At 63.1% G+C, this 18,107-nt stretch carries 17 protein-coding genes; 2 read left to right on the forward strand and 15 right to left on the reverse strand.

Features of this window, described 5'->3' with window-relative positions:
* Window positions 1-139: 139 nt before the first annotated feature.
* The 6 genes from NKI58_RS32590 to NKI58_RS32615 are packed head-to-tail and all read right to left on the reverse strand — an operon-like array spanning window position 140 to window position 6,053.
* Window positions 140-1,246 (reverse strand): DUF1513 domain-containing protein, encoded by a 1,107-nt coding sequence (locus NKI58_RS32590; RefSeq protein ID WP_352787695.1) that lies wholly within the window; start codon window positions 1,244-1,246, stop codon window positions 140-142.
* 2 nt (window positions 1,247-1,248) lie between these two features.
* Window positions 1,249-2,322: an imelysin family protein gene (locus tag NKI58_RS32595; protein WP_352703417.1), complete on the reverse strand. Its 1,074-nt coding sequence runs from the start codon at window positions 2,320-2,322 to the stop codon at window positions 1,249-1,251.
* On the reverse strand, window positions 2,322-3,929 hold the full coding sequence (locus NKI58_RS32600) for a di-heme oxidoreductase family protein (protein ID WP_352783797.1): 1,608 nt from the start codon (window positions 3,927-3,929) through the stop codon (window positions 2,322-2,324). Before NKI58_RS32600 ends, NKI58_RS32595 begins: the two co-directional genes overlap by 1 nt.
* Before the next feature lie 12 nt (window positions 3,930-3,941).
* Window positions 3,942-4,427, reverse strand: coding sequence for a bacterioferritin (gene bfr / locus NKI58_RS32605; protein WP_023676883.1), 486 nt, complete (start codon window positions 4,425-4,427; stop codon window positions 3,942-3,944).
* Entirely contained in the window at window positions 4,393-4,704 is a 312-nt protein-coding gene (locus tag NKI58_RS32610) for a (2Fe-2S)-binding protein (protein ID WP_023676882.1), read from the reverse strand. The genes bfr and NKI58_RS32610 overlap by 35 nt, the downstream gene beginning before the upstream one ends.
* Before the next feature lie 56 nt (window positions 4,705-4,760).
* On the reverse strand, window positions 4,761-6,053 hold the full coding sequence (locus tag NKI58_RS32615; protein ID WP_502897061.1) for an imelysin family protein: 1,293 nt from the start codon (window positions 6,051-6,053) through the stop codon (window positions 4,761-4,763).
* 423 nt (window positions 6,054-6,476) lie between these two features.
* On the opposite strand from NKI58_RS32615, the gene NKI58_RS32620 reads away from it, so the two are divergent.
* Both NKI58_RS32620 and NKI58_RS32625 read left to right on the forward strand, forming a co-directional pair.
* Window positions 6,477-7,730 carry an NAD(P)/FAD-dependent oxidoreductase gene (locus NKI58_RS32620; protein ID WP_352703412.1) on the forward strand — a complete coding sequence of 418 codons (1,254 nt, stop codon included), beginning with the start codon at window positions 6,477-6,479 and terminating at the stop codon, window positions 7,728-7,730.
* Window positions 7,731-7,847: 117 nt separating this feature from the next.
* Entirely contained in the window at window positions 7,848-8,450 is a 603-nt protein-coding gene (locus NKI58_RS32625; RefSeq protein WP_352703410.1) for a sulfotransferase family protein, read from the forward strand.
* Window positions 8,451-8,513: 63 nt separating this feature from the next.
* On the opposite strand, the gene NKI58_RS32630 is transcribed toward NKI58_RS32625, so the two are convergent.
* The 9 genes from NKI58_RS32630 to recR all read right to left on the reverse strand — a co-directional run bounded on the left by NKI58_RS32630 (window position 8,514) and on the right by recR (window position 17,960).
* Complete coding sequence (locus NKI58_RS32630) at window positions 8,514-9,791, reverse strand: 4-aminobutyrate--2-oxoglutarate transaminase (protein ID WP_352703408.1); 1,278 nt, start codon at window positions 9,789-9,791, stop codon at window positions 8,514-8,516.
* A 286-nt stretch (window positions 9,792-10,077) separates the two neighbouring features.
* Window positions 10,078-10,392 carry a hypothetical protein gene (locus tag NKI58_RS32635; protein WP_352448586.1) on the reverse strand — a complete coding sequence of 105 codons (315 nt, stop codon included), beginning with the start codon at window positions 10,390-10,392 and terminating at the stop codon, window positions 10,078-10,080.
* A 44-nt stretch (window positions 10,393-10,436) separates the two neighbouring features.
* The gene (locus tag NKI58_RS32640; RefSeq protein ID WP_352542927.1) at window positions 10,437-11,186 is read right to left on the reverse strand and encodes an ABC transporter ATP-binding protein; all 750 of its coding nucleotides are present in this window, start codon (window positions 11,184-11,186) and stop codon (window positions 10,437-10,439) included.
* Window positions 11,183-12,016: an ABC transporter ATP-binding protein gene (locus tag NKI58_RS32645; RefSeq protein ID WP_023676876.1), complete on the reverse strand. Its 834-nt coding sequence runs from the start codon at window positions 12,014-12,016 to the stop codon at window positions 11,183-11,185. Before NKI58_RS32645 ends, NKI58_RS32640 begins: the two co-directional genes overlap by 4 nt.
* Before the next feature lie 10 nt (window positions 12,017-12,026).
* On the reverse strand, window positions 12,027-12,947 hold the full coding sequence (nikC, locus tag NKI58_RS32650; RefSeq protein ID WP_352455096.1) for a nickel transporter permease: 921 nt from the start codon (window positions 12,945-12,947) through the stop codon (window positions 12,027-12,029).
* Between the two features lie 13 nt (window positions 12,948-12,960).
* Window positions 12,961-14,028 carry an ABC transporter permease gene (locus tag NKI58_RS32655; protein WP_023676874.1) on the reverse strand — a complete coding sequence of 356 codons (1,068 nt, stop codon included), beginning with the start codon at window positions 14,026-14,028 and terminating at the stop codon, window positions 12,961-12,963.
* A gap of 31 nt (window positions 14,029-14,059) precedes the next feature.
* Complete coding sequence (locus tag NKI58_RS32660; RefSeq protein WP_352703403.1) at window positions 14,060-15,703, reverse strand: ABC transporter substrate-binding protein; 1,644 nt, start codon at window positions 15,701-15,703, stop codon at window positions 14,060-14,062.
* 201 nt (window positions 15,704-15,904) lie between these two features.
* Window positions 15,905-17,176, reverse strand: coding sequence for a lytic murein transglycosylase (locus NKI58_RS32665; protein ID WP_352703401.1), 1,272 nt, complete (start codon window positions 17,174-17,176; stop codon window positions 15,905-15,907).
* Window positions 17,177-17,354: 178 nt separating this feature from the next.
* On the reverse strand, window positions 17,355-17,960 hold the full coding sequence (gene recR, locus NKI58_RS32670) for a recombination mediator RecR (protein WP_352448580.1): 606 nt from the start codon (window positions 17,958-17,960) through the stop codon (window positions 17,355-17,357).
* Window positions 17,961-18,107: the final 147 nt, after the last annotated feature.

Raw genomic sequence — 18,107 nt, forward strand, 5'->3', positions numbered from 1 at the left:
TTTCGAAAACAGCTTCCCTCTGCCCGCCAGGGCTGATCCCCGCAAGGGAATAATGGATAAATCGTCAGGCGACTTGGCTTCGGCGCGGGTCCAAGAATGTAAGTTCCAACGCACGCAATCGCCACAATAGGTATCGGGACTAGCCGACCTGCTCGATACGCAGCACGTGATTGTCCCAGACATAGTCCGGCTCGGAACGTATCCAGCCACCGGACTCGACGATATCGCCGGCGCCGGTCGTCGCCATAAAGCTTTCCCCATCGGCTGCAACGCCGCAAACCTCGACCAGCGCCTTGGTAGCGACGACGCGGCGGCTGGCCGTGTCGATCACGGCAAGCGAATTGCCCTCAGGCGAAGACACGGCGATGGTGCCGGCGGCAGGGTTGGCGGCGACCGAGCCGATATAGTTCCTGAAGCCGGAGAGCACATCCTGCGACATATAGAGCAATTGCAAGTCCTTGCCGCGCGGCGCGCGGCCAACCAGCGGGGGATGGTCGGTGCCCGGCCCCCTGTACTGGCAGCCGAACCAGACGGTGCCGGACCGGTCGGCATCCATATGGCGGATCGACAGTTGGTGCAGCGCCGGCGGTAATTCGTGCTTTTCGGTGAGATCGCCTGTGAGACGGTCGACCAGCACGTAGGATGGCCGCATCGTGGCAATGTTGAGCTCGGCGCGGCCATAATCCGGATGCGTTTCGATGCCGCCATTGGCGACAGCGATTGTCCTGCCGTCGGAGAGAAGCAAAAGCTCGTGCGGGCCTGTGCCGTAGGTCGGGAACTCGCCGATGCGCTTGAATTTCGCATGCGCGTCATAGACGCCGACGACCCCGGCGGCATTGTCGAAATCGTTCTCGGTTGCGTAGAGCAGCGTGCCATCGGCCGAGAACACGCCATGGCCGAAGAAATGCCGGCCGGCAACGCTGGCAATGGTCTGCGGTTCATTGCGGCCGGTATGGTCGAAGACGACAGCAAAGGTGCCCGGCTGCCTGGCAAACACCACCGAACGCTTGGACACCGGGTCGAAGGTAACGTCATGGCCCCGATCGGGCAGATCGATCGTGTGCAACAACTTGCCCGCCTCGGACAGGACGGCCGCGCCATAGCTGCCGTCGCGCTTGACGAAAGCGGTGGCGAAGACCGCGTCGGCGTCGAGTGTCTTTGCCCAGGCCGACGGCGCCATCGCCGCTACGAAACCAGCGCCTGCGGCCCTCAGGAAATCGCGCCGATCGATCAGCGGCGTCCTCATGATCAGTCGCCATCCAATGACGAGAACCCGGCGGTCAGGCCGAATTCGGCGGTCAGCCTGGTGCCGATCAGGGTCGTCAGGCTGGATGTCACCAGCGAGAAATAATCGAGCTTCTGGCGCAGCGCCGGATCGGCAAGTGCCTTGTCGATCGGTCCCCTGATCGCCTTGGCCGCCTCGATCCCGTTGGTGAGCTGGATGTGGACCGATTCTGCCATCCAGCGCGCATCGGGCGGCAGCGCGTCGCCAAGCTGCGAGGCCTGGAACAGCGTGTCCATGCCCGCCAGATTCCCGGTCAGCGAGCGGGCGGTGTTTTGCGAGCGCCAATAGATCGCCTGTTTCGGTTTGTCGGCCTCCGGCTTGGCGCCCAGGAAGCCTTTCAGGCGTACGTCGCGGACCATTTCCAGCTCGTTGATGAAGACGCCGACCAGTTCGGTCACCGCTTCGGTGCCGTCGTGATAGAGCGCGTTCTGCGGACCCGGATTGGCCCAGAGCGCGGCAAAGCCGTCGGGCTTATTCCAGGCATCGCTGACTTGGCCGGCAATCGTCTCGACATTGCCGGCAATGGCCGCACCGTAGGCGCAGCGATAGGCGTCGTCCCTGCCGACCAATTGACCGGCTCCGTCGCCGTAGAGCACGAATTCCAGTGCGCCGAGCCCTTGCATGGCGACGCTCTTTGTAGCCAGCTGGGCCGGATCGGCGGCTGTCGGATCCTTGCCGGCAAGTGCCGCCTGCACCTGCTTCAGGCCGATGCTCTTGCGGTCCGGCCAAAACAGCATGCGCTCAAGCCGGTTGTTTTCGGCGATCGGCCCGAAACGGATGATTTCCACCACCGACCAGGCATCCACGACACCGGCGAACTCGGCGCGTGCCGCATCGAGATTGTCTTGCGAGGGCGCCTGGCAAAGCGCGTGCATTGCCCCTGTCAAGCTGTCCGCATGGTCATGCAGCCTGGCATAGGCCGGGCGGACGAAGCTGTCGATCGCCCGCTGGATCACATCCGAAGCCTTCACCGCCGCGGATGCCGGCAGCGCACCGGCGAGGACCAGCATCAGAGCGAATGCAAGACGCTTCCGCATCAGAGCGACTCCAGAAACTTGATCAGCGCGGCGCGGTCGGCCGCATCGGCAGCGGCAAAGCGGTCACGCGCCTTCTGGCCCTCGCCGCCATGCCACAGAATCGCCTCGGCCAGGCTTCGTGCGCGCCCGTCATGCAGGAAGAAGGTGTTGCCGCTGACGGTCTGGGTGAGCCCGATGCCCCACAGTGGCGGCGTGCGCCATTCGCTTCCCGTGGCCTCGCCCACCGCCTGTCCGTCGGCAAGGCTGGGTCCCATGTCGTGCAGCAGGAAATCGGAATAAGGCCAGATCAGCTGGAAGGCCTGCGCCTTGTTCGGGGTTCCGCGACGGGTGACGAATTTCGGCGTATGGCAGGAGATGCAGCCCATATCGTAGAACAGTTTTTTGCCGGCGAGCACGTCCGGTCTGTCGAGATCGCGCCGGGCCGGCACGGCAAGGTTTTGCGAATAGAAGGTCACGAGGTCCATGACCGGCGGCGGCGCTTCGACCGGACCGAGGCGCTCCTGTACACCGTTAGGTAGGGCAAGGCAGGTCTTTTCCGCGGCGCTGCAATCGCCCCAGTGCTTCGGCACCTCAGGCGTCGAAATGCCGATATCGCCGGCAAAAGCGTCCGCCGATTGCTGGCGGATCGATGCCGCCTGCGCCTTCCAGCCGAAACGGCCGAGCGTCAGTTCACCGCTGCTGGCGTCGCGTATTATGTTTGGCCTGCCGGAAATCCCGTCACCATCGCGGTCGGCCGCATCGGCACGCGTAAGGATGTCGGCAGGAGCGATCTGCTCGACCAGGCCAAGGCCGATCATCGGCGGCGTCATGCGCGGCGACAGCGTGGTGTGTGGATCGAGCGCCCCGTAGGCGAGACCGTCGACCGAATAGCTCGGCTTGCGCAGCGACACCGTGCTGCCGTCCGCCAATTTCACCTTCTCGTCCTGATAGTCGACATGCATCCTGCCTTCGCCCTGCAGGCCGGGAACGGCCAATTCCTGCAGCTGCGTGCCATAGACCGGGTCGGGAAAGTTGAGCACCTTGTGATCGGCGAGCGCGGCTTTCTCCTCCTCGGTACTGGCTTCCCTTGCCAGGCGCAGGAACATCGAGGTGGTGCCGCTGTCGCCTTGGGGCGGATGGCCGCGGCCGTCCTTCAGATGACAGTTCTGGCAGGCGCGCTCGTTGAACAACGGACCGAGCCCATCCGAGGCTTGTGTCGAGGATGGCGAGGACACCCAGTTCTTGCGGAAAATGGCGTTGCCGAGCTTGAAGGTACCCTCTTCCTCGAAGCTGATGTTGGCAGAGGATTGCGAGAAGGCGTCCTTGTTGAAGTCCTTCTTCGAGGTGCCGGCGCCGCCCTGCATCAGCTCGAATTGCTCGGGCTTGGAGAAATCGCTGGTCGGCCTGGTGATGGCGATGACGCGCGCCAGATCCTTCGGCGTCAGATCCGTGCGGCTGGTGGCAAGCCCCGCCGGTTGCGGCGCCCCGGCCAGCGCCGAGGCTGTGAGCGTCGCCACCACGGCAAGAAAGGCGCCGCGAAGGATACCGTATCGCGGCTTCTTCTGAGGCGGCAGGCCACAATGCTCGGCCGGCCGCAAGCGGCGCATGAAATCTAGGGGGCGCCGCATTCCGGCATGTCCTTATTCCGCCTCGTCGGCCGACGCTGCGTTGAGTTGGCCGTACTTTTCTTCGCCGATCGAGGCGAGCAGGTCGAGTTGCGTCTCGAGGAAGTCGATGTGACCTTCCTCGTCAGCCAGCAATTCCTCGAACAGCTTCATCGTCACGTAGTCGCCTGCTTCGTTACAAACCTCGCGCGAACGCTTGTAGGCGGTGCGCGCGTCATATTCGCCGGCAAGATCGGATTCGAGCACTTCCTTGACATTCTGCCCGATGCGCAGCGGCGCCACGGACTGCAGGTTCGGATGGCCCTCGAGGAAGATGATGCGCGCCACGAGCCGGTCGGCATGGTGCATTTCCTCGATCGATTCAGCGCGTTCCTTCTTCGCTAGCTTGGCGTATCCCCAGTCTTCCAGCAGCCGGAAATGCACCCAGTATTGATTGACCGCCCCAAGTTCCAGAAACAGAGCCTCGTTAAGCCGCTCTATGATCTGCTGTTCGCCTTTCATGGGTTCTGCTCCCGTATTGAACGCGTAGGCCTCTGACGCGATCCAGGTGTGAAACGATGTCCACGCCACTCGCCGCCGAGCGGGCATGGTAATTTTCGGTGACCCGAATGATCGTTTCGACCACATTTGGGAAGCAGCCGCAACAGCGACCGCGCTTGTGCATGGCGTGATAGACCTTCGCCGGCACGATCAGCTGCCAGGGGTCCTCATCCAGCAGTCCGACGATCGTCTGCTCTATCTCCTTTTCGGTGATGATGTTGCAATGGCAGATCAGCATTTGTCGCTCTGGCTAACGGCGCTTCGTTGCGTCGCGTGGCTGGTGGTTTCGATAGTCTATTGGAACACCTTGTCCGGTGAATCGAGGCTGTCCGAGCCCTCGAAGGCTATCGCATTGAGCTTCAGGGTACCGACGGCGCGTTCGATCGACTTGGTCTGATCGACCAGCGCGTCGATCGCCGCCTGCACAGTGGCATTGCCTTCCGTGTTGCCTTCTCCGATCTGCTGGTCATAGGCCTCGCCGGCAAGCGCCCGCGCCTTGATGGCCTCCATCTTGGCGACGGTGACGTCCAGTTTGTCCGACAATTCCTTGTCAACCGCCGGGTCGGCCGCCTTGACCATGTCGGCCACCGACGGCCCCTCGACGACAGTGCCGTCGAGCCGCTTGTAGCTGCCGTGATAGGCGGCACGGATGCCGATCGCATCGTAAAGATGGGAGTTGTAGGTATTGTCGGAGAAGCAATCGTGCTCCTCTTCCGGGTCGTGCAACAAGAGGCCGAGCTTCATCCGCTCTCCGGCGAGCTCGCCATAGGACAGCGAGCCCATACCGGTGAAGATGGTCGAAATGGCGGCGTTCAGCTCGCCATCGACAAGGTTCTTGCGGGCGGCGCCGCCTTCCTTCCAGTCGTCGACCATATCCTTTAGATCGGAAACCAGAAGGTCGCTCGCCGATTTCAGATACTGTCCGCGACGGTCGCAATTGCCGCCGGTGCAATTGGCGAGGTCGTAGTCGGTGTAGGGCCGTTCGCCGACGCCCATACCGGTGCCGTGCAGGTCCTGACCCCAAAGCAGGAATTCGATGGCGTGATAGCCGGTCGCCACATTGGCCTCGATACCGCCGGCCTCCTGCAGGGTGCCGGAGAGGAACTCCGGCGTCAGGTCGGTGGCGTCGACCTTCTTGCCGTTGATCTCGATCGACTTGTTGGCGATCACATTGGCGGTGTAGAGCGCGTTGGCGTCCGACTCGGTGCCGTAGCTCTTGGCGACATAGTCGATCAAGCCTTCGTCGAGCGGCCAGGAGTTCACCTTGCCTTCCCAGTCGTCGACGATGGCATTACCGAAGCGATAGACCTCGGTCTGCTGATAGGGAACGCGCGATGCCTTCCAGGCCTCGCGGGCGGCGTTCAGCGTTTCGGCAGATGGCTTGGCGAGCAGCGCATCGACAGCCTTGTCGAGCGCCTCGGCCGTGATCAGCGAATCCTCGTATTTGGCGAGCGCAATGTCGGAATAGGTCTTGATGACCGCCTTGGCATCGGTTTGCGCCTTGGCCGGCAGCACGAACACGGCCGCCGTCAGCATCGCGGTGGCGCCGATCGCCGCAAGCCTGCCGCCATACCGCGCCGTGATCATCGTTCTCATGATTGTCTCTCCTCGGGAATCAATGAAATGCCGGCGCCGCGGCGGGCAGTTGCCAGCGGGCAAAGAAGGGTCGCGCCATCGCGCGGTTCGCGGAAGAAAGACACCGAAATGCCTCCAATCGAAAGGGTTCAAGGCCCAGACATCAAAGGGATGCGCTGACGCGCGAGCTTCCATAAAACGGCGAAGACGCCGGATGTCAACTGGTGGCATAGAAAAAATTCAATTGAAACAACAGTTTAGAATTATTCTAAACTAGAACTGTCAACTTTAACACCGACGTATGAGGAATGCCGGCGCATGACGCAGTTGACAGGCGGCCGTTCCGGGTGCGACCCGGATCGGCGCTCTTGCGGCGGCGCCGGACAATCGCCACCTGGCGAGACGTCCTAGATTTGGATGAGGAATCGGGCTGTTATGAAGAACGGGGTCGTCATTGTCGGTGCGGGTCATGCGGGCGTGCAAGCGGCCGCCAGCCTGCGCGAAGAAGGCTATGACGGCCCGGTGATCCTGGTCGGCGACGAAAACGAATTGCCCTACCACAAGCCGCCGCTGTCGAAGACCTTCATCAAGGATCAGCAAGCAAAGCCGCAGCCGTTGCGCGGCGAGGCTTTTTATACCGGCAGCGCCATCGACTTCCGGCCAGGCATCCGGGTCGAGCGGATCGATGCAGGCGGCCGCAGGCTGGAGATATCGGGCGGCGGTGTGTTGCCGTTCGGCCGGCTTGTCCTCGCCACCGGCGCGCGGCCGCGCCTGCTGCCGCTGCCGGGTTCGGAGCTTTCCGGCGTTGTGTCGCTGCGCTCGCTCGGCGATGCCCGCCTGATCCGCGAATTGAGCGCGCAAAGCGAGGAGGTCGTCATCCTCGGCGGCGGCTTCATCGGCCTGGAGATTGCCGCGACACTCACCGCGGCAGGCCGCAAGGTTACGGTGGTCGAGGCGGTCGACCGGCTGCTCGGCCGCGCCGTGGCACCGGTCATCGCCGGCCATGTTCGCCAGCGGCTGGAGGCCACCGGTGTGCGCATCCTTACCGGCACCACCATCGAACGGCTGGAGGACGAGAACGGCCGTGTTTCGGCTGCAATCACCTCATCCGGCGAAAGATTGCCGGCGCAGATGGTCGTCATCGGTATCGGCGTCGTGCCGAATGTCGAATTGGCCGAAGCCGCCGGGATTGCCATCGCCAACGGCATCCGCGTCGACCAGCAGATGCGCACGTCGGTGCCGGAAATCCTCGCCGTCGGCGACGCGGCGTCTTACCGGCACTGGTTCACCGGCGGCGACGTGCGGCTGGAATCGGTGCAGAACGCCACTGACCAGGCGCGGCTGGCCGCACGCACCATCGCCGGCCACACCGACAATTACTCGGCGGTGCCGTGGTTCTGGTCCGATATCGGCGACATGAAGCTGCAGATGGTCGGCCTGATTTCGGGCGGCGACAGCCATGTCGTGCTGGGCGACGTGGCCGAGAACAAATTCTCCATCTACCACTATGCCGGAAGCCGGCTGCTCGGCATCGAATCGGTCAACCGGCCCGGCGACCACATGCTTGGCCGCAAGATGCTCGGCGCCGGCTTTTCGCCGTCGCCGCAGATTGTCGCGACCGGGCCGGATGGACTGAAGGCGGCGCTCGCCGCCTTCCAGGAAGGAGAGCCTGTCCGCGCTGCGGGATAAGATCAAACCCAATCACCCTGAATGACCGAGTTCGACCGGGAGCTGACCTGCAAAACATATAGCGAAGTAAAGGAAACACCGGTATTTTGACCAATTGAAATTCGTCGGGGGGTGCTCATGGCTCTATATGTCATTGGCGCAGGCATGGGTCGCACTGGCACATATTCACTGAAGCTCGCGTTGGAGCATCTTGGGTTCGGGCCGTGTCATCACATGGCAGATGTCCACGCCAATCCCGAGCAGAAGGCGCTGTGGCGCGCCGCCGGTCAGGGACAACTCCCGACCTGGGATGCGGCATATGCCGGCTATCTTTCCGCGGTCGATTGGCCAACGGCGCATTTTTGGCGCGAAGTGAGTGACCACTACCCTCATGCAAAGGTTATCCTGACAGTTCGTGACCCGGAAGCCTGGTATGACAGCATGGCGCAAACAATAGGGCTCACGATGGATGCTGCTACCAATGATCCACAGTCCTTTGGTGTGGCGGTGGTTGGAAACACTGTCTTTGGCGGTCGATTTGATAACCGTGATCACGCAATCGCTGTCTATGAAGCACATAACGCTTCCGTGAAATCAACGCTGCCACCTGAACGCCTTCTTACTTATCAGGCCTCCGAAGGGTGGGAGCCGCTTTGTGCCTTTCTCGGTGTACAGTTGCCTTCCGAACCGTTTCCACGCACCAATTCGACTGCCGAATTTCGTGCTCGCCTAGGGCGTTGAACGGCGGCTTGCCACCTATCTCGGCCTTCGCCGCAGTTGAATCCTAGGCGATATCCTCGCCGCTCAGGCGGCGCGGGCCTCGCGGATCGAACTTTCCAGGATGTCGAGCGCCTCGTTCATGACTCCGTCCTGGATGGTGATCGGCGCGAGGAAGCGGATGACGTTGCCGTAGACGCCGCAGGTCAGCAGGATCAGGCCCTTGTCGAGCGCCTTCAGCCGGACCGCATTGGCGAGTTCCGGCGACGGCAGCCCCTTCGTCACATCGTTGAACTCGACCGCGTTCATGAAGCCGGGGCCTCTGATATCAACGATTTCCGGGACTTCGTCGCGGATCGCTTGCAGGCGCTGCTTCAGCCGGTTGCCCAGCGTGTTGGCCCGGTCGCAGAGCTTCTCCTCGTCGATGACGTCGAGCACGGCATGCGCCGCGGCGACGCCGATCGGGCTGCCGCCGTAGGTGCCGCCGAGTCCGCCGGGGTTCGGCGCATCCATGACCTCGGCACGCCCGGTGACCGCCGCCAACGGGAAGCCGCCGGCCAGGCTCTTGGCCATGGTGGTGATGTCGGCCGCCACCTCGTGGTGGTCCATGGCAAACATCTTGCCGGTGCGGGCAAAGCCGGTCTGCACCTCGTCGGCGATCAGCAGCATGCCGTGCTGATCGCAGATCTTGCGCAATGCGGTCATGAAATCGCGCGGCGCCTCGTAGAAGCCGCCCTCGCCCTGCACCGGCTCGACGATGATCGCGGCGACGCGGGCCGGATCGACATCGGCCTTGAACAGCCGGTCGAGCGCAGCCAGCGAATCGGCGACCGACACGCCGTGCAGCGCAACCGGGAACGGCGCATGGAAGACATCCGCTGGCATGGCGCCGAAGCCGACCTTATAGGGCACGACCTTGCCGGTCAGCGCCATGCCCATGAAGGTGCGACCGTGAAAGCCGCCGGAAAAAGCGATGACCGCGGGCCGGCCGGTGGCGTTGCGCGCGATCTTGATCGCGTTCTCGACCGCCTCGGCGCCGGTGGTGACAAAAATCGTCTTCTTGTCGAGCTTGCCGGGCAGCATGCCATTCAGCCGTTCGGCCAGCCTGATATAGCTCTCATAGGGCACGACCTGATAGCAGGTGTGGGTGAAGCGGTCGAGCTGCGCCTTGACCGCTTCGATCACCCTGGGGTGACGGTGGCCGGTGTTGACGACGGCGATGCCGGACGAGAAATCGATGTAGCGGCGGCCTTCCACATCCCAGATCTCCGAGTTTTCGGCGCGATCGGCATAGATCTGAGTGGTCATGCCGATGCCGCGCGAAATCGACTGGCTCTTGCGTTCGGAAATGGCTGAATTTGTCATCGTATCCCTCACCGGGCCGGCGCCCGCTCTCGTTTGATGGCTGTTGAGACTCTTCTGGGCTTATTTCAGGTTTTCCTCAAGTTGGCACTGGCGGCGGGTGATTGGGCCTGCGGTCCGGCAGCTACGCGATGATGGCCGGCACTATCGCCGGCGCAGCGATCATGCTGCTGTTCCTGCCGGCGCGCTATTCGGCGTGGTTCAGGTCAAGGAGCCGAAAGGCTGGAAAGAGCTACCCGTTTTGGAGACCGGCGAACCGGTGCAAGGTCCGACTTAAGGCTTTGCCGGATCATTCGTTATCGTTGGAGGGTACAGGGCGCGACCTGGCGCGCTGCCACGGCGACGATTTTGACTCGCGCCAAGCATGCCAGCCTTCCGGCAAGTCGGCCAACGCAAGGATACTTTCATCCCGCTGCACAACGTTTTGCAAGCTGACAATCATTATGTCGCCTTCGTCAACAGGTCCAATTTCGCTGTTGTGGAATTGCCAACTGCCGTCGTCATCGTCATGCGAGACGTGTGCAATCCAGTCGCCGCGGGTAATTATGACCCGATCCAAAAACACCGCGACATTGGGCGGGTCTGGGAACGTCCATTGCTGCATGGGAATCTCCCGAAGACAGTTGGTCCTGCGCACCGTGAGAAGGTTCAAGCGGTTCTCACAAACCCCTCGCTGGCCCTCAGCAAATTGCGCGTATAATCCTTGGTGACACGGCGTTCGACAAGATCGTCCGCGGTCAGATTCTCCATCGCCTCGCCGTTCTGCATCACCATCAGCCGTTCGCACATGTGGGTGATGATGGCTAGGTCGTGGCTGACCATCAGGAAGGTCAGCTTGCGGCGGCGCCTGATCTCTTCCAGCAGGTTCAGCACCTCCGCCTGCACCGAAGCGTCGAGCGCCGAGGTCGGCTCGTCGAGCAGCAGGATCGACGGTTCCAGAATCAGGGCGCGGGCGATCGCCACGCGCTGGCGCTGACCGCCGGACAATTGATGCGAATAGCGAAAACGGAACCCGGTGCCGAGGCCGACCTCGTCGAGTGCCCGCTGGATGCGCTTTTCGCCGTCGGCGAAGCCGTGAATGGCGAGCGGCTCCTGCAGCAGGCGGTCGACGGTCTGGCGCGGGTGCAGCGAACCGTACGGGTCCTGGAAGACCATCTGCACCTCGCGGTAGAACGCCTTGTCGCGACGCGCGCCTAGCGTTTTGCCGTTGACCGCGATGGTGCCTGATGCGGCCGGCGCCAGGCCGGCGATTGCCCTTAGCAACGTCGACTTGCCGGAGCCGGACTCGCCGACCAGGCCGAAGGATTCACCGGATTCGACCTCGAGGCTCACGCCTTTCAACGCGCGGAAGCGGTCGAAGACCACCTCCAGCCTGTCGACGGAAAGGGCTGCCGTCATGCTGCCCACTCCGGCTTGCGGTCGAGCACCGGCAGCGGGTGACGGTCGGCGCCGATCTTGGGCATGCAGTTGAGCAGGCCGCGCGTATAGGGATGCTGGGCGCGGCCGAGCTCCGAGGCTTTGAGCTGTTCGACCACCTTGCCGGCATACATGACGATGACACGATCACAGAAGGACGAGACCAGGCGCAGATCGTGCGAGATGAAGATCAGCCCCATGCCGCGCTCGCTGACCAGCCGGTCGAGGATGCCGAGCACGTCGAGCTGGACAGTGACGTCGAGTGCCGAGGTCGGCTCGTCGGCGATCATCATTTCCGGCCCGGCGATCAGCATCATGGCGATCATGGCGCGCTGGCCCATGCCGCCGGAAACCTCGTGCGGATGCAGGTCGAAGACACGGGCCGGATCGCGGATCTGCACAGCCTCCAGCATGGCCAGCGCGCGGTCGCGGGCTTCGGCCTTGGAGACCTTCTCATGCGTGCGCAGCGTCTCGACGATCTGGCGGCCGATGCTCATCACCGGGTCGAGCGAATATTTCGGATCCTGCAGGATCATGGCGATACGCTTGCCGCGCAGCGCGCGGCGCTCGCGCGGCGAGGCGGCCAGCAGGTCGATGCCGTCAAAAGCGAGCGTCTTCGCGGTCACCTCGGCCTGCGGCGGGGTGACGCCCATGATTGCGCGGCCGGTCTGCGACTTGCCCGAACCGCTCTCGCCAACAATGCCGAGCCGCTCGCGGCCGAGCGAGAAGGAGACGCCGCGCACCGCCTCGATCAGGCCGGTGCGCGTCGGGAAGGTAACGCGCAGGTCGTTGACTTCGAGAAGCGTGCTCATTGGTCGCCACTCATTGGTCGCCACTTCGGGGATCGAGCGCGTCGCGCAGTCCGTCGCCGAGCAGGTTGAAGCCGAGGCTGACGATGAGGATGGCAAAGCCCGGAGCACCCGCCACCCACCACTGGTCGAGCACGAAGCGGCGGCCCGACGCGATCATCGCGCCCCATTCGGGCAGCGGCGGCTGCGCGCCGAGGCCGAGGAAGCCGAGGCCGGCCGCGGTCAGGATGATTCCGGCCATGTCGAGCGTCACCCTGATGATCAGCGAGGAGATGCAGAGCGGCATGATGTGGCGAAGCACGATGCGAAACGGCGAGGCGCCCATCAATTGCACCGCCTTGATATAATCGGAATTGCGCACCGTCAGCGTTTCGGCGCGGGCAATGCGGGCATAGGGCGGCCACGAGGTGATGGCGATGGCAAGCACGGCGTTTTCGATGCCGGGGCCGAGCGCCGCGACAAAGGCCAGCGCCAGGATCAGCTTCGGAAAGGCGAGAAAGATGTCGGTGATGCGCATCAGGATCGCATCGGTCCAGCCGCCGGCATAGCCGGCGACGGTGCCGACCAGCAAGCCGATGGGCGCGGCGATAATGGCAACCAGAACGACGACGTAGAGTGTCCAGCGCGAGCCGAAGATGATGCGCGAATAGATATCGCGGCCGAGATCGTCGGTGCCGAACCAGTGCGCCGCACTCGGCGCCAGGAGCCGCGAGCCCTTGAGGTCGCCGAATGTCGGCGAATAGGGCGCCAGCACATCGGCGAATGCCGCGACCACCAGTAAGGCGACGATGATGAGCAGGCCGGCAAACGCCAGCCGGTTGGCGGAAAAGCGCCGCCACGCCACATAGGCGCGGCCGAGCCTCGCCTGCACGCGCGACGCCGGCCGCTCGCTGAGCAGCCAGTCGCGGCGGGTTTGAATCGCTTCCGTGCTCATCCTGCCTTGGTCCTCATCCTGCCTTGGTCCTTGGATCGAGCAGCCGGTAGAGCAGGTCGGAGAATAGATTGATGGCGATGAAGACCGAGCCGATGATGATCGTGCCGCCAAGCACGGCATTCATGTCGGCGTTCTGCAGCGAGTTGGTGATGTAGAGGCCGATGCCCGGCCACGAAAACACTGTCTCGGTCAGCACCGAGCCTTCGAGCAGCCCGGCATAGGACAGAGCGATCACCGTGACCATCGGCACCGCGGCGTTGCGCAGCGCGTGACCCCAAATGATGCGCGTTTCCGACAGGCCCTTGGCGCGCGCTGCGACGATGTATTCCTGGGTGAGTTCGTTCAGCATGAACGAGCGCGTCATGCGGCTGATGTAGGCGAGCGAGAAATAGCCGAGTAGCGAGGCCGGCAGGATGATGTGGCGGAAGGCATCGGCAAATACGTCCCACTGCCGCTGCCAGAGCGCATCCAGCAGGTAAAAGCCGGTAATCGGCGTGAAGGTGTATTCGTAGACGACGTCGAGCCGGCCGGGAAAGGCGACCCATTGCAGCTTGGCGTAGAACAGCACCAGCGCCAGCAGCCCCAGCCAGAAGATCGGCACGGAATAGCCGACAAGGCCGATGATGCGCACGATCTGGTCGATGACGCTGCCGCGCCGCACGGCGGCCAGCACGCCAAGCGGCACGCCGATCACCGAACCGATCAATGTTCCCAACGTCGCCAGTTCGAGCGTCGCCGGAAAGGCGCGGCGGATATCGGTCATCACCGGATTGGTGGTCAGCACCGAGGTGCCGAAATCACCGTTCAGGGCATGTTTGACATAGATGTAGAACTGCTCGACCAGCGGCAGGTCGAGGCCCATCTCGCGGCGCGTTCGTTCGACGACGTTGGCCGGCGCCCGGTCGCCGAGCACCGCCAGCACCGGGTCGATCGGGATCACGCGGCCGATGAAGAAGGTCACCGCGAGCAGACCGAGATAGGTCGTTATCGCGATGACCAGGAACCGGGCGATAGATGAGGCCACGGCAACGGCGCGGGCGCCGCCGCGCCCTGCCGTCACCTCGCTTTCAGCCACACTCATACGGCGCGTCCGCCGGCGTCACTCCCCGGCATCACTCTTTCGAGACGGGGCCGACGAAGTTGGTGTCGAAGCTCGGGCCGAGCGCAAAACCCTTGAGGTTCTTGCGCAGGCCGGCCACTTCCAGCTGCTGGTGGATGATGACGAAGGGGCTGGTATCGAGGATCTTCTTCTCGAGATCCTGGTACATTGCGGCGCGCTTGGCCGCGTCCTTCTCGAGCAGGGCGGCTTCGGTCTGCTTGGTCAAGTCCGGGATCTCCCAGGCGTTGCGCCAGGCCAGCGTCTTGGTCTTGCCTTCATCCGAATTGTCGGGGTTGCTGGCGAAGGTCTGGGCGTTGGAGTTCGGATCGAAATAATCCTGGCCCCACTGGCCGATATAGATGTCGTGGTTGCGGGCGCGGTATTTGGTCAGCGTCTGCTTGCCGTCGCCGGGGATGATCTCCAGCTTGATGCCGGCCTGTCCCAGCGTCTGCTGGATCGATTCCGCCATGCCCGTCGTCGGCTGCCCGGTACGCACGTCCATGGTGACGCTGAAGCCGTCGGCGAGGCCGGCCTTGGCGAGCAGTTCCTTGGCCTTGGCGACGTCGAACTTGAACGGGTTCTCGTCCAGTTCGCCGAGCACGCCCTTGGGCAGGAAGGTCTGATGGATCTCGCCGATGCCCTTGAGGATGGTCGTGCTCAAGGCATCGTAGTCGACCAGATATTTGAAAGCCTGGCGAACCTCGGGCTTGGCGAGGTTCGGGTTCTTCTGGTTGAGGCTGATGTAATAGACCGTGCCCTTCGGCGCGCTGGTGGTGGTGAGGTCGGCATTCTTGGCAATGGCATCAAGGTCGTTCGGCTCGAGATTGCGGGCAACGTCGATGTCGCCGGCTTCCAGCGCAAGGCGCTGGCCCGAACTTTCCTTCATGTTGCGATAGATGACGCGGGCAAGCTTGGCCTTGTCGCCGTAGTAATTGTCGTTGCGCTCCAGCACGACGGCCTCGTTGGCGCGCCATTCGCGCAGCTTGAAGGCACCGGAGCCGGCATAGCCGGTCTTCAGCCAGGCATTGCCGAAATCATTGTCCCATTTGTAGTCGGCGCTCGGCGTGACCGCCGCGACATGCTCCTTGACCAGCTTGGCGTCGACGACCGAGGCGACCGTCGCCGACAGGCAGTTCAGCACGAAGCTCGGCGCATAGGCCTTGTCGACGGTGAACTGGAACGTCGTGTCATCAACGGCCTTGGCCTTCTCGGGGACGTTGCCGCCATCGATACCGAACTGGCCGATAATAAAGGCCGGGCTCTTGTCGAGCTTGATGGCGCGCTCGAACGAATAGGCGACGTCGGCCGCCGTGATCGGATTGCCGGAGGCGAATTTGAGGCCGGGCTTGAGCTTGAATGTGTAGGTCAGGCCGTCGTCGGAGACGCTCCAGCTTTCGGCGAGATCGCCCTTGACCTTGGATGTGTCGCTGAGGTCGAGGCGTACCAGAAGATCATAGGTGTTGCCGGTGACCTCTGCGGTCGACAATTCGAATGCTTCGCCCGGATCCATGGTGATGATGTCGTCGATGGCGAAACCCTCGACCAGCGTGTCGGCGGGCGTGACCGCGAAGGCAGGCGCACCGGCCAGAAGCAGCGCGGACATGGCCGCGCCCGCGAGCAAGAAGCGGGAGCGTAGAGCAAACTTTTCCATCATCATTTTAACTGTTCCCTGTTTTTGTTGACCTGAGTTCCCGGCTCAGGGTTGTGGCATTTCTTGCCGCGTCGAACGGTGATCCCCGGACCGTTGTCTTGGCAATTTTTTGTGCGGTTCCGGTTCACCATATCCGGCGGTTTCGAGCGCGGCAACGAGCATTTGCAGAACGGTCGATTGGGCCAGACCGGCGGTGCGAAAATCCGGCTATTTCAGCGCGGTAACCAGGTCGGCGTCGGGAAAGCAGGTAGCGGAACGGCCGTTGCTGGCCTGCCATTTGCCGATCGAGCGGCGCGTCTTGAAGCCAGGCAGGCCGTCGGCGCTGCCGACATCGTAGCCCTTAGCTTCCAGCGCCCGCTGCAGGGCGGCGATGTCGGAGCGGTAGAGCCCGCCGACCGCGCCCCAATTGCCCGAGAAATTGCTGTCGCCATGGGCGATGCGATCGGCGCCATGGCCGATGAACAGGGCATAGAGATCGCTGGTGTTATACTGCTTCAGCACATAGAAATTGGGGGTGACGATGAAGGCTGGGCCGCTACGCCCGGCCGGCATCAAAAGAAAGCCCTCGGCTTTCAGTTCGCTCGCCGGGAACGGTTTACCCGACACACGCCTGATGCCCATATCAGCCCATTGGGAAATCTTCTTGCCCTGGTCCGGACCTTCGAGCGAGCACGAGACGCTGTCCGGCACAGTCACCTCGAAGCCCCAGCCGCGGCCCCTGACCCAGCCATAATGGACGAGATAATTGGCGATCGATGCCAGTATATCGGGCGTCGAATTCCAGATGTCGGTGCGGCCGTCGCCGTCGAAATCGACGGCATGCTTGAGGAACGATGTCGGCATGAACTGCGGCTGGCCAAGCGCGCCTGCCCAAGACGATTTCATCGCGCCGACCGGGGCAAGCCCGCGCTCGACGATCTCGAGCGCAGCCAAGAGCTCGGTGCGGAAGAATTCCTTCTTGGTCGACATGAACGCCTTGGTGCCCAGCACCTCGAAGGCGTCATAAGGCATCTTCGCCGCGCCGAAGCCGCTCTCGCGGCCCCAGATCGCCAGCAGCACTTCGCCAGGCACGCCGTAGCGTTTCTCGATCGCGGCAAGCGTCCTAGCGTTGGTCGCCTCGCGGGTGCGGCCGCCGGCGGTCACCGCTCGGACTATCTTTTCAGCGAAATAGGCGCCCGGCGAACCGAACTCGGCCTGATGCTGCTTCTGCGGCGTCGTCGCCTTCTCGCCCGGCTTCACCAGGTCGGGCAGCTTCAGGTTCGGCTTGACGCCTTCGAAGGCGGCATCGAAGGTTTTCCTGGAGATGCCTTTGGCCTTGGCTTCGGGCCAGAGGTCGTTGCCAAGCCAGGCGCGGAACTGGTCGTCGATCTTTGCCGCCGAGGCGGGGGTGGCGAGGAGGAAGGCAAAGAGGACTGCAAGAAAGATCGCCAATCCACAAAGCCGACGTTCTGTCGCGCCCCCCTCTGTCCTGCCGGACATCTCCCCCTCCAGGGGGGAGATTGGCTGTCGCGTCTGTTTTCGCCAATCTTCAACGTCGCAAGCTTGGCGGGGATGTCGAGGCTGCCGATCTCCCCCCTGGAGGGGGAGATGTCCGGCAGGACAGAGGGGGGCGCGACGGAACGCAATCATCTCAAGAGCACCCCTTCCCCCAACGTGCTCAAAACACCGTCCGCGAGCGCAGTGCGGCGGCCAGCGTGCCTTCGTCGAGATAATCGAGTTCGCCGCCGACCGGAACACCGTGCGCCAGGCGCGTCACCTTGATGTCGAAGCCGGAAAGCTGGTCGGTGAGGTAGTGCGCGGTGGTCTGGCCCTCGACCGTGGCGTTGACGGCGAGGATCACTTCCTTGACTTCGCCGCCGGCGACGCGATCGACCAGCGAACGGATGTTTAGCTCATCAGGACCAATGCCGTCGAGCGGCGACAGCGTACCGCCGAGCACATGGTAGCGCACGTTCATGGCTGTCGCCCGCTCCAGCGCCCAAAGGTCGGCCACGTCCTCGACGACGATGAGCGTAGTGGGGTCGCGGCGGGGGTCGGTGCAGATCATGCATGGATCCGAGGTATCGACATTGCCGCAGGTCGAGCAGATGCGCACCTTGTCGACCGCCTCGCCCATGGCGGCGGCGAGCGGCGCCAGCAGCTGTTCCTTCTTCTTGATGAGGTGGAGCGCGGCGCGGCGTGCCGAACGCGGACCGAGCCCCGGCACCTTGGCCAGCAGCTGGATCAGGCGTTCGATCTCGGGACCGGCGATTCGCTTCGACATCGCACCGGTTTAGGATTTTTCCGCACGCTTTGGAACAGTTGAGCGGCCAGGGGCTCCGCTCTTCCCTTCTCCCCTTGTGAGGGCTTTGCACGGGAAGCGAAATCCTGGTTGGTGAGTTAATGGGGCTTTTTTGAAGGCCGGGAAAGC

The sequence above is a fragment of the Mesorhizobium sp. M0522 genome (assembly GCF_040321085.1).
In the GTDB taxonomy this organism is placed as follows: Bacteria; Pseudomonadota; Alphaproteobacteria; order Rhizobiales; family Rhizobiaceae; genus Mesorhizobium.